The following is a 12300-nucleotide window of genomic DNA, read 5'->3' as shown; positions in this document are numbered from 1 at the left end:
TCGGCGCGACCATGGCATGTTCCAGCCCACAGCGTTTCCTTCGTGGTTTGCGGATTCCGATCATTCCATCCAGCGGCGCGGCCCCACGGCTCGGCCGCAGGGCTAGATCACTGGACGGTTCTGATCGATCTGCCATTCATAGATCCCGGCCGCCTCGACGACCCGGACCTTGTCCGAAGCCTTTAACGTGCCCCCCAACTGGCTCCCGATGTCGTGCTGCATGGCTAGGCTGTGCTCGGCCTGCTTGAGCAGAACCCCGCCTTTCACCACACCGATGTTTGTGACCTTGATGAAGAACTTCTCCGCAGCCCGCGAGCCATGTAGACTCACTGGCACTACATCAGTCGGCTTCAGTTGCCCATACTGGCTGCCAAGCCCATAGAGCGTGACCTCCCGGCGTCCGTGCTGAAGCCGCGCATGCGTGGCCGCATCAAGGGTAAGGGCAGGGCCACTGTGGACCGTGCCAAAACTGGGCGCGGAAAATCTGTCGGGAAAGACGGCCTTGCGGGTCAGCCCCTCCAGCGGGACCTGCGTGTGCTCATTGATTTCCAGGTATTCGTGGAAACCGGCGAAGGGGCCATGCTTCGCCTCGTACGGCACATAGAGATGGGGCATATCGAACACGCTGTCGCCCTTGTCATCGATGTACGCGATCGCGTCAAAGCGAAGCAGCGCACGGCGCACCAAGATCGCGCGGCGGGCCCTGGGTAGCAGTTCCCAGAAGCCCTTGACCGCGAGGCATTGCGCTTGTTGCTGTTCCTCCTGCTGGTCTCCGAGGGACACGTCTTCGTCCACCAACTCCGTGCTGTCCCATTCGCCGCCTTCGCGGTCGAGGTAGGCGAAGTGCCTGGCCTCCGTCACGACCAGGCCACATGGATCGAAGGAGTGCGCTTTGTACTCTTTCCACCGGGGATTTTTGTCGAAGTCCGGGTAGTCGCCCTCGTAGGGATAGCTTTCGTCGTCCAGATCGCGGACCAGCACGCGCTGGACAGGGCGGTCGCCCAACACCCGCATCAGCTTGTTCTTGACCAGCACCGTGGAACGAACGGAGGCGGCCCGGGACCGCCGCCTGGTCGCCAGCGACAGGCCGAAAAAGGCGAACAGGATGTGGTCGTTCTTGGGCTGGAAGAGCATGTCCTCCAGCTCGCCGGCGCCCCACAGATAGAACTCCATGACTCCGCGGGACCTGAGCTCCTCGCGGAAGCGGTCGTGCGCGGCCTTGGAGAAATGCACTGGCGCCGCCAGGATGTAGCCGTAGGGCGGCGCCTGCGCCGCCACCCCATCCGAAATGATGGTGGCCACCTTCTTGGGCCCGACCTCCTTCTCGCGCTTGCACTGGATCATCCAGAGGTTGCCCTCCATCGGGTGCGGGATGTCCTCGGCGTCCGCCTCGTCGTCCATCACGGTCGCCGGCACCCTCGCCTCCTCGAAAGCGCGGACATCGAAACCGTCGTCGGCGCCGCCGCGCCCCGTGGACTCGATGGACTTCCACGGCCGGAAGTCATAGGCCAACTGGCGGACTAGGTCCTCGAACCGGTGAGGATCAAGGTCTTCGAAGTGAATCGGTCCGACCGTTCGCGTGATGTGTGGTTTAGCCATAGACCTCTGCCTCCCATGTTGTTGGACGAGACGGACCCGCTGCCGCTGGCCCGCGATGGCCCGAACGCTGCGCCGACCTTGCCAGCGAGCATACGCATGATGCCAGTGCGGTCGGCCGTCGTTCCAGCGATACGCACGGCTGCTGAATGGGCCGCCCCATAATCGAACGAAACGCCACAGGCAACACCATTTACTTCATCGTGGGAGGGACACCGCGCTCATAGGCCCATTTGTCCATCACCTTGGAGATGAACTCGCTGCCGTTGTCGGTCTTGATCGTGCGCGGCAGGCGGCAATCAATGCGGCGCTCGATGCTGTAAAAGAATCGGTGAATACCGCTATGGGATTCACGCTGCTTTGATTTGATATCCAGCACGCCCTCCGGAGAAGGTCGATCACGCAATGGGTTGGTCCTTGAGGAAACTTTTTATCTCTTGCTTTGGTGCGACCGATGGGAACTGCCCGATAGCGTTCGTACCCTGGCCACCACCCATTGTTCGACCTCAGAAGCCGGCCAGGCAACGGCGCGGCGGGTTAATTTTCTAGGTGCAGGGAACTCACCAGCCGCAATGAGCTTGTAGATCGTCGAGCGGGCAAGACCGGTAAGTCGCATGACGTTTGCCAGACGTAGCAATGTAAAAGAGGAGAACTGTTGCTCCATAAGAACCTCGGTGCTGAAGATGTGAAGGGCCAGTTGGCTCACGCGTGTGCATGGGCTGAACTGGAGAGGGGGCTGGACTCTATGCCAGCGTGGGGAGGTAATCGGCGCCGCAAGAATTTGGCGCGATGGTGCCGAGCACCGTCACAGTCGGACGGCTACACCGCATGTCCTGTCCGGCCAGATCATTGCCAGGGCAACCGAACCACTTCAGTTATACAGGCGGGTAACGACCGCGACGCCACCGATAATCGGTGGAAACATGACATGCGCCTTGGGACTGGCAGCACATTGGAAGACTAACAGGTAGTTCCCCCTGCCGCATCCGCAACCGAAAGCGCTCCCGCGGAAAAGGGAGGCGTCTACCGGTAGATTTCGGTGGCATTCAAGTGACCACCTAAGCCGACATCGTGATCGGCTGGAATTGTTTAGGGTTGTGGGATACCTGCCCGGAACTGGCACCCAAACGACGATCACCCACGGCCTGAGGGCAGGTGTCGCACAAGCCTCGGGGGAGGAAACCGCGGGGAACGCCAACGCGGGTGTTCCGGGCGCAAACGCTATGGGGATTCGGGCAGCGGCCTGGCGATCACAGCTCGTATGCATGCGATGCCAGTGTGCCGTTGTGTGTGGGCGGGGCCTGGGGCATTGCTGATCAGTCGCCTGTTTCCGAGTATTTCGCAGGCCATACAGAACCGTTCGCGGCGACATGCGTGCGCCCTCCCTGTCGACGGGCAAAAGCGCATCGACATCAAAGACAAGTGGTGGCGCGCAGAGCTGCTCATAACGCGGGCGGTGCGCGGATGGCCTGCCCGCGCATGAGACATTGCAGGATGGTCATCGCCTGGCCGCAGTGTCGGCAGACGAAGATCGGCGGCACTGCGTTGGGCGGTAGGTCGGCTTGCTCCTCGCTGCTGGGTGAGGCGGCTTGCGCCGGGACGACCTCCAACAACTGGCGCGCCAGCGCGAGGCTGGCCTTGCAGTTGCCATTGGCCAGCAAGCCATAGTGGCGGATACGATGGAAACCGCTGGGCAGCACATGCAGCAGGAATCTGCGCATGAACTCCTGGGGCGCCAGCGTCATGGTCTTGTGGCGCGTGCTCCCCTTGGCCCGGTAGTCCTTCCATTTAAAAATTACCCCGCGCTCATCCATCGCAACAAGCCGGCTGCTCGTGATAGCCACCCGGTGCGTGTAGCGAGACAGGTAGGCCAGCACCGCCTGGGGGCCGGCAAACGGCCTCTTGGCATAGACCACCCACTCGCATTGGCGCATCGGAGCCAGCCACTGGCTGAAGCAGGCACCATCAGCCAGCGCCGCCAGTTCGCCGAAGAACCTCAGCCGCCCCGCCTGGTGCAGGCGCAACAGCTCTTCGATGAAGCGCCGTCGCATCAACCTGGACAGCACGCGCACCGGCAGAAAGAAGCCCGATCGGCAAGCCACCCAGGACTTGCCGTCAGGAGCCAGCCCACCGCCTGGCACGATGCCATGTACATGCGGGTGATGCGTCAGTGCAGAACCCCAGGTATGCAGCACCAGCGTGGCACCGATGCGTGCACCCAAATGCTTGCGGTCAGCAGCGATGGTCCGCAGCACCTCGGCGGCGACATCAAACAACAACCCATAGAGTTCTACCTTGTTCTGGTACGCCAGATCTGCAATGGGCGCGGGCAGCGTGAAGACCACGTGGTAATACTCCACGGGCAGCAGATCAGCCTGGCGGGCATCGAGCCAGCGCTTGGCTGCAGCGCTTTGGCACTTGGGGCAGTGTCGGTTGCGGCAGGAGTTGTAGGAGACCAGCTCGGTGGCGCAGCTATCGCAGCGCAACACATGTCCCCCCAGTGCCGCTGTGCGGCACTGCTCAATGGCCGACATGACCTTGAGCTGAGACAGGCTCAAGTGACCGCGCTGGCTGTCACGCCAGGCGGCACCATGCTTGAGGAAGATGTCGGCGACCTCCAGAGTGGGCCGCTGCACGCGCGCACCTTCAGGCGGCAGGCATGGGCTCCAAGGGGCCGATCACCTCGCGCAGCAGGTCAGTCGCCACATGGGCGTAGATCGATGTGGTCTCCAGCTTCTTGTGCCCCAGCAGCACCTGGATCACGCGGATATCGACCTTGCGCTCCAGCAGATGCGTGGCAAAGCTGTGGCGCAGGGTGTGGGTAGTGACCCGCTTGTTGATACCAGCGGCATCGGCTGCCGCATGAACGGCGCGGTTGAGCTGGCGAATCGAAAGAGGCTCCAAGGGCGTCATGCCTGGGAACAGCCAGCCGCCAGGCAGCATCTTGCCCTGGGCATGGGCCAGGTGCCACCAGGTGCGCAGGCGCCGCAGCAGGACAGGGCTGAGCATGGCGTAGCGGTCCTTGGCACCCTTGCCTTGCTCCACGCGCAGCGTCATGCGCTGGCTGTCGACATCGGTGACCCTCAGGCTGACGACCTCGCTGGCGCGAAGACCTGCGCCATAGGCAACCGATAGAGCCACCTGGTGCTTGATGTTGTGGGCCGCAGCCAGAAGGCGTGAGACTTCTTCGCAGCTCAGGACCACAGGCAAGGTGCGAGGTAGCTTCACGGGCTGCATCTTGGCCATCAGCTCGATGCGTCCCAGCGTGATGTCGAAGAAGAACTTCAGGCCCGTGAGCGTGGCGTTGAGCGTCATGGGAGATGAGCCCGTATCCACCAGATGGAGCTGGAAATTGCGCAGATCCTCCACCGTGGCCGCATCGGGCGAGCGCTTGAGGTAAGCGGCCAGCTTGCGCACGGCACGGATGTAGGCTTCTTGCGTGCGAGGCTCAAGCTTGCGCATTCGCATGTCCTCAAGCATGCGTTGGCGCAGTGGAGAGATGGAGGGGGTCGAAGGGGAAGGGATCATGATCGTGCTCCTGTCGAAGAACGAGGCCGATTGCCTCACTCGCCAACATAGACAGGGGCGCGATGTGTACTTACTGTCAGGAGCTTGTCAGAAATTTTGTGTGTGAGGCATAGCATGTCGACAAGGAGCATGAATGCCACGCAAGACCAAACCCACCGCTTTGGCGGACCAGGCGGCACAGCCGCAATTTCACATCCCGGCCGAGCTGCTTGACCAGCTGGTGACCGGGCCCATGACGCCGGGCCAAGTCCAAGGGCTGTTCGATCAGTTCAAGAAGTCAATTCTTGAGCGGGCGCTGGGCGCCGAGATGAGTCATCACCTAGGCTATGCGCCCGGCCAAGCCAAGCCCACAGGCGGATCAGCCAACCACCGCAACGGCAAGAGCACCAAGACCGTACTGACCGATGTGGGGGCGCTGCGCATCGATGTCCCACGCGATCGCGAAGGCAGCTTCGAGCCGCAGCTCATTGGCAAGCACGAGCGGCGCTTTACGGGTTTCGACGACAAGATCATCGCCATGTACGCACGCGGCATGACGGTGCGCGAGATCCAGGGTTTCCTGGCTGAGATGTACTCGGTGGACGTCTCGCCCGAGCTCATCAGCCGTGTCACCGATGAGGTGATGGGCGAGGTCACGGCCTGGCAGACACGGCCGCTGGAGGCGATGTACCCGGTGGTGTTCTTCGATGCGCTGCGGGTCAAGATTCGCGAGGATGCGGTGGTGCGCTCCAAGGCCGTCTACCTGGCGCTGGGCGTACTGCCTGACGGCTCGCGCGACATCCTGGGAATCTGGATCGAGAACACCGAGGGGGCGAAGTTCTGGATGAAGGTCTTCAACGATCTGAAGACGCGCGGGGTGCAGGACATCCTGATTGCCGTCACCGACGGCCTCAAGGGCATGCCAGAGGCGCTGGGCGCAGTGTTCCCGGCGACGACGCTGCAGACCTGCATCGTGCACCTGATCCGGGGTGGCCTGGACTTTGCGTCATGGAAAGACCGCAAGGCGCTGGCCGCAGCCATCAAACCCATCTACACCGCGGTGAGCGCCGAGGCGGCCGAGGCCGAGTTGGATGCGTTTGCGGCCGGCCCCTGGGGGCAGCGGTTCCCGACCGTGGTCAGCGCCTGGCGCCGGGCCTGGGACAAGGTCATCCCGTTCTTCGCCTTCCCGCCCGAGGTGCGGCGCGTGATCTACACCACCAACGCCATCGAGAGCGTGAACGCACGGCTGCGCAAGATCATCAAAACGCGCGGCCACTTCCCCAGCGACGAGGCGGCCACCAAGCTGATCTGGCTGGCGCTGCGCAACATCACCGCGGACTGGGGGCGGGCGGCCAACCACTGGAAATCAGCGATGAACCAATTTGCGATCCTCTACGAGGACCGATTTACCAGATCGCGCCAGTAAGATCACCAAGCCGCCTCACGATTGAGTGACGGATTCAACAGCCTCACACACAGAAATCCTGACACTCCCACTGTCAGGGCCTTCGCGGCGGGCTACCGCGCGAGCGGTTTAGTCCATCGACCCGGAGCAGTCGGTCAGTGCACAGCGACAAGGCCGTCGTCTGACGATGGACGGCGCCATGGCGTAGCCCAGCCCCGTGCGCAGGCTATAGTGTTTGTAACGAATTCGCTCACGGATTTGATCCATCAACCCTGTGGCGCGCAACACAGGAGGGGCGGCGGCTTTCGCGTGCCAATTTAGACCGCAGGCGTTAGATATGGCCTGCGGCTTAGTGCGGTCGACATTTCGTTAGGCCTTAAAGGAACCCAGTGTCTTCACTCGCAGTACCAGACATCATCTCGATCGTTGGCACTAGTTACTTTCAGCCAATTGCCGATCTGATTGAGCGAATGCTTCAGCATGAGCCAGTTGCCGATAACAGCTCCCGAACTGGTCATTTTGAGAATGGCTACGCCGCGGCAGCGACCGTCCTACTAGTCGCTGTGCTGGAGTCCTTCGTTTCCAGGGTGCGCTTTCTGCGCAATGCAGAAGTCGTTCCCGGAAAAGACGTGCCGGATCAGCTGCAGCTGTTCTTCCCTGATCTTCCGTGCAAGGCCGAACTTGCCGAAGTTTTTCTCTTGCGAAACATCGTTGTCCACAACCATGTTTGGCATCTAACCCTCGGCGAGGAGGGTAATCCAGCTACAACGCTCGCAACCCCAAAGGAACTAAAGTTCCAGACGAAGAAGTCCTACGACACCATCATTGACGTCACTGAACGCAAGTCGGTTGGTCTAGGTCTGAGTGCGAGTCCAACTTCGGTTGACCGCTACGATGTTGGCATCGTGTTTGGCGTGATCTGGAAGACTCTGTTATTCATGAATGAGAAGGACTACTCGCACACACCGCTTGCTGGCCAAGCCGTCAAATTCGGAGGCAAGATGTGTCAGTTTGGTGAGTTGGTCAAACACCTCCCAAGTGGTCGCTCTGGTGCTGCGGCTTGACTCAAACGTTAGGCCGCACAAGCGATGCATCTCGAACTATTTCGCAAACAATACGACTTCGAGCTCGATCAACGGAACAGCCTTACCTCGGCGACCAATATTCCATTGGTCGCAATTACTGTCGTAGCAAGCGCCACGTCTGTGATCTTGGTGGACTATCGGTATGGACTAGATGCGCTCACCTACACGTTCTGTGCCTTGGCCGCAGCGACTCTTGGTGCAGTGTCTTTCTCGGTCTACAGCCTCTTTCGCTCCTTCTGGAACTACGAGTACCGAAAGCTGCCGTGCTCGACTGATCTACTGAAGCACATAGGTGAGTTGCATGATTGGCACGTCGGCAACGGAAGCACGCCGATGGACGCGCGCATTTTGGCTGACGCTGACTTTGGTGACTACTTGCTGCAGAGGATTGCAGACGCCACTGACTGGAATGGTCAGAACAATGTCGTTCGCGGGAACCGGCTGCACCGAGCTACGGCTGCCATCGCTCTTGGAGTAGCGTTCCTATTGCCAACCGCCTTGATGTACGCATACAACAAGGTGACCGCCGACGAGAAGACTCACCAAGTACGTATCGTTGCTCCAATTCCAACGCCCACGAAGGAGGTACTCATGTCTAGCAGCCAGAATCCATCCCCAAGCCAGCCCGCATCCGCACCGGCACCGGCACCAGCGCCAGTCCCCGCAGCGAAGCCAGCAGGGCCTCCAAACTTGGTCTTTAAGGGCAACTCCGATCTCTCTAAGCCGAGTGCAGGCCCCACGCCATCAAAGAAGTAGCCTGCTCCGGGTAGCTCAAACGTTAGGCCTCATCAAATGCCCTCGTACGCAAAAGCCCTACTCGAACACTGGGGCATCGCCGTTCAGGACATCCCGACGTCCGATGCACAGCAAAAACAAGAATCTGACTTTCTGGCCGACTTCAGTGGCGTCCGGGTTCTGATTGAAGAGAAGACAAAGGAAGACGACTTCGCCTATCTCTCGCAACGTGCCCAGGAGCTTGAAAGCGGCCAGATTCATGCTGCAAGCCTACCCATTCGGCGCGACGAGACGCTATCGGGCTTGATACGCGATGCGTCTCACCAACTGCGGTCCTCATCAGACAAGCAGCATGACTTCCGGCTCATGTGGTTCACTGCCACGGGACCACTGGCCGTCGGCAAGTATGAACAGTTCATGGCTACCCTGTATGGGCGCACCAATATCCTCGAGATGAGCGCCTCAGGCTACAGACGCTGCTACTACTTTCGCCATTCGGACTTTTTCCGTCGCGCAGAGGTGATCGACGGCGCTGTTGTTGCCCACACTGATGGCCGGTCCATATCGGCAAAACTCTGCTTGAACTCGCTGTCTCCTCGTTTCCAAGTCCTGCGCAACTCACCGGTACTGACGCCGTTCGGAACGGCGGTCGAAGATCCGGAGTCTCTTGAAGCCGAGGGAACGGCCTTCGTCCTCGATGCAGCACTCGACAGAAAGCATGAGGGCCCTCTCTTGGAGTATCTGCAGCAGAAGTACGGCACCGGGCCGCTCATGAAGTTCGATCTCGGCTACACCAGCGCCGCCATTCTGGTGCCAAAGAATGAGGCCTGACAGGTCGTTCTACCGGAACGCCAACAGCTGGCCACCTTGTTCACGGGACGGTCACTGTCTATCTTGCACCTCGCAGGCACGGCGTCCTCCGTCGTTGCCCGGTTAACTCTGCGCTGAGCGTCCGCTTCGATTAACTTTCATAGACCGCTCTTGGCCGATTGAAGCCAGTTGAGTGGGCGTGCCGTTCAGGTGTTCACATCCCAGGACTCTGTTCAGGATAGGTGGAATACGCAGCGAGTTTATAAATGAACTGTGCGCGCTTCATTCTACGCATGCCCGCAACGCAACGCAACGCAACGCAACGCAACACGACGCAACGCTCAGTTTTCGCCCTCCGCGCCATCATCGTCCAATACCTCGTCAGCGGCGGCATCGGCGTATGCTTGCGGAGGTTTTTTGCGCGGATCCGCGTCAAACTGGAGATATGGTGCCAACGCTGCTTCCAGCGCGCAGTCGTTTCTCACAGCCCGCGCTCAAGGGTGCAGACACTATTTTGACTAGCAAAAGCCCAGCCTGCAAAGTCAAGGTTCTTTGCCGGTATTCGCTTTGCGCGCAATGGGCGCTGTCCGATTCGGTATAGCCTTCGGTGGGGTGGCAGCCTCCGAATTTAAAGCGGGCCCGCATTGCCTCGCAAGCCATTGTCTTTGCGCATCGCTCAATCCTGCATCTTTCAGGTTCAGATAGCTGACAAGCGGACTGAGGTTTGCCTGCTTGCTGACAACATCACCACCCGCTTCTCCCCTGGTTCCCCCTCCCTCGGCCGGACCAGCATCCTGGGCAGGCTGTTGACCGGATTCTTTCGGCTCACTCGGCACAAATGGGGTGACGGACGGCCAAGATCTGACTTCGGATTTAGCCACCTGGATGCGCTGGTAGCGCAGATGGCCCACACTGCCGCCAAGTCGGCCCTTCTCGATCTCGGCAGGCCAGATCGGCCACCTCCCATCGCCCCCAAATGATGCCAACTCAAACACCATGGGAGCGCCAATACGGGACTTCAGAATGACTGGGCATGCCCAACCCAGCTTCTTGTCAGCATCCAATTGACATATCTGCTGTCCACGTGCGCTCTTGTTGAAGGTCTCGCATCCTTCGGGCGTCAACACCACACCAACGGGTATTTCCCCAAGTCCCAGAGTACGCACAACTGCCACGGGAATGGCCATCCATGCTGAAGTCAGCATCGTCAGAATCAAAACCGCGGCGGCGCCCGAGGCGATAAATGCTGGGATTTGAGCTTTCTGGGGAATCCTCACAACCACCATGTTCAAGAGAATGCTGATGACACCCCAACCACCCAGCCCGGCGGCGAACTTCAAGCTGTCGACGTTACTCTGCCGGGTCAGTGCTTCATAGGTCACAAATGCCATCATGGCCGAAACAAGCCATATGAATCCGCTCGCAAGGTAGGCGACGTACTCTTCCCAGGTCTCGGGCTCCTTGCGCCGCGCCGCAGCATTGCCATTCTCCAATATCGATTTCGCACCGCCTTCTGACGGTGATTTGCATTGCGCTCCGCTTTCGACTCCTGGTTCTGCCTCAAAGACACTTTTGTTCTGCTGCTGATACCAGCACCCCAACGCGGGGACGAAAAAAGAGAGAGCCAGCGTGAACCAAATCCAACAGGTGGTCGACAGAGTTTTCTCAGAGATGACAGAAACCACCACCGCGGCAATAAAAATGCCGCCCGGCGCAGCCAGGAACATTAGGCTCCGGAGGCTCGCCAAATGAGGTACATACGATGCCAGAGACCGCGTTACAACCCCTGCGGCGATCGTAGAGCCCCCCAGCGTGAAAATCACCAGCAACCCTATCACTGCAACTGCTGCTACTGTGGCGGTCGCTCCCGCCAAGTCCAGGTCGGGCATCGAACCCAGATGCGTGAAAAATGCCAGCAGGATCAGTCCTCCATAGACCGATACCGCGAGGCTGAAAGCCTTGAAAGGATGCTCTTTCAGGCGCGCCAACCACCAGACCTCAGCAGGCTTGGTGGCGGTCTCCAGCTGTTTGCCCGAGAGTTGGGCAGATGCTTGATATTGACGGCCCTCTTGCGAGGATGAGCCGCCTGGAGTCTTCAATGGAGCCTCTTCTGTCGGTTTCTGCGTTCCTTCTGTGGAAGGAACAGATGAGGATTGATCGTTCAACGAAGAGTCCGGGGTATATCTGGTCATGGTTGCTGTATGTTTCTTTGTCTTCATCCACGTCCGGCTGGCCCGCAGAACGGGGGCCAGGCGTCAGCAGTCATCCGGTGGCAGCCTTGAAAACAGCCTGGGCAGCATGCATGAGCTACGGATGCAGCACACCCAGCCTGGACCACGGAAAACCGCTCGGTACTGTAGGGCTTCCTGAACTGGCGCAGTTGCACTGCGGTCAGCGGGCCGTGGTCGGCTTCGTCTTATCGCAGGCGAGGCAACGCCAGCGGCAGGCGATCTAGGACACAATACCGCCGCCTTTCCATCGCCAACCGCCTTTATGCCCGTCCAGTTCACCATGCTCTTTCTCCTGGATGCCACTCACGACAGCTTGGTCAAAATCGCGCTGGCGCACCCGGATCTGTCCGGTGACTAGCGGCACGAGCTCTGGATTGAAGCGAATTGGATTACCGGGCGGAAACGTTTACCTTGTGCGCGATCTTCGACTCGAGTGCGCTGCGATCGGCAGCCACAAACGTCACATGACCCTCGCACACCAGTTCATGAGAATCATGGGCGCGCACATTGAATGTCACGCTTCGGGGTCCCAATCGCTCAACCCATCCCGACAGACGAATCTCTGCGCCAGGAGGTATAGGTCCACGGTGTTCCAAGTGAATGCTGCGGCCCACGACAACCTCTCGTTCGTGGTCAACGTGCCGCTGCATTTCCTTGATGCAGATAGATTCGACGACGGCCACGAGATACCCCGTAGCGATGCACTCAATGAGCGTCTCAGCGTAACCACGCCCATGCGGCAACTGCGTGAACAACGAGCGGGCGGTTTGATGGGACGGAACGACATAGACCTCGTCGAAGGAGATCTGGCTGATGCTCTCATGGTTCATGGATCGGGATGGCTCGCGCCAGCGTGGATGATGACCAGAGCAATATCCCCGGCAATGCCCACACCAGTCCACGAGAAATCCTGCCCGAATTTCGAGCATTT

11 protein-coding genes are annotated in these 12300 nt (G+C 59.8%); 4 read left to right on the top strand and 7 right to left on the bottom strand.

What is annotated here, in order from left to right:
- Positions 1 to 102 precede the first annotated feature (102 nt).
- From PQV96_RS07530 to PQV96_RS07510, 5 genes are all read right to left on the bottom strand, one after another.
- A complete protein-coding gene (locus tag PQV96_RS07530; protein WP_273624925.1) occupies positions 103 to 1599 on the bottom strand; it encodes a PDDEXK family nuclease in 1497 nt (498 codons plus the stop codon).
- Positions 1600 to 1789: 190 nt separating this feature from the next.
- A complete protein-coding gene (locus PQV96_RS07525; protein ID WP_131798445.1) occupies positions 1790 to 2002 on the bottom strand; it encodes a hypothetical protein in 213 nt (70 codons plus the stop codon).
- A 24-nt stretch (positions 2003 to 2026) separates the two neighbouring features.
- A complete protein-coding gene (locus PQV96_RS07520; RefSeq protein WP_273625234.1) occupies positions 2027 to 2260 on the bottom strand; it encodes a helix-turn-helix transcriptional regulator in 234 nt (77 codons plus the stop codon).
- Positions 2261 to 3038: 778 nt separating this feature from the next.
- Positions 3039 to 4232, bottom strand: a complete 1194-nt coding sequence (locus PQV96_RS07515) for an IS91 family transposase (protein WP_273624924.1) — start codon at positions 4230 to 4232, stop codon at positions 3039 to 3041.
- Between the two features lie 10 nt (positions 4233 to 4242).
- Positions 4243 to 5124 carry a tyrosine-type recombinase/integrase gene (locus PQV96_RS07510; RefSeq protein WP_273624923.1) on the bottom strand — a complete coding sequence of 294 codons (882 nt, stop codon included), beginning with the start codon at positions 5122 to 5124 and terminating at the stop codon, positions 4243 to 4245.
- 133 nt (positions 5125 to 5257) lie between these two features.
- Here PQV96_RS07510 and PQV96_RS07505 point away from each other — a divergent pair, with 133 nt between their 5' ends.
- The 4 genes from PQV96_RS07505 (at position 5258) to PQV96_RS07490 (ending at position 9159) form a co-directional block, all read left to right on the top strand.
- Entirely contained in the window at positions 5258 to 6529 is a 1272-nt protein-coding gene (locus PQV96_RS07505; RefSeq protein WP_023436223.1) for an IS256 family transposase, read from the top strand.
- A gap of 368 nt (positions 6530 to 6897) precedes the next feature.
- Positions 6898 to 7572, top strand: coding sequence for a hypothetical protein (locus PQV96_RS07500; protein WP_207375368.1), 675 nt, complete (start codon positions 6898 to 6900; stop codon positions 7570 to 7572).
- 24 nt (positions 7573 to 7596) lie between these two features.
- Positions 7597 to 8349: a hypothetical protein gene (locus PQV96_RS07495; RefSeq protein ID WP_273624922.1), complete on the top strand. Its 753-nt coding sequence runs from the start codon at positions 7597 to 7599 to the stop codon at positions 8347 to 8349.
- A gap of 36 nt (positions 8350 to 8385) precedes the next feature.
- The gene (locus PQV96_RS07490; protein WP_207375370.1) at positions 8386 to 9159 is read left to right on the top strand and encodes a hypothetical protein; all 774 of its coding nucleotides are present in this window, start codon (positions 8386 to 8388) and stop codon (positions 9157 to 9159) included.
- Positions 9160 to 9680: 521 nt separating this feature from the next.
- Here PQV96_RS07490 and PQV96_RS07485 read toward each other — a convergent pair.
- Both PQV96_RS07485 and PQV96_RS07480 read right to left on the bottom strand, forming a co-directional pair.
- Positions 9681 to 11357 carry a hypothetical protein gene (locus PQV96_RS07485; protein WP_273624921.1) on the bottom strand — a complete coding sequence of 559 codons (1677 nt, stop codon included), beginning with the start codon at positions 11355 to 11357 and terminating at the stop codon, positions 9681 to 9683.
- A 401-nt stretch (positions 11358 to 11758) separates the two neighbouring features.
- On the bottom strand, positions 11759 to 12199 hold the full coding sequence (locus PQV96_RS07480; protein ID WP_013722314.1) for a thioesterase family protein: 441 nt from the start codon (positions 12197 to 12199) through the stop codon (positions 11759 to 11761).
- Between the last annotated feature and the right edge of the window lie 101 nt (positions 12200 to 12300).

It is taken from the genome of Acidovorax temperans (genome assembly GCF_028596105.1).
Lineage (GTDB): Bacteria > Pseudomonadota > Gammaproteobacteria > Burkholderiales > Burkholderiaceae_C > Acidovorax > Acidovorax temperans.
Note: the sequence above shows the minus strand (reverse complement) of the source record. Positions and strands in the feature narration are given on the sequence as shown.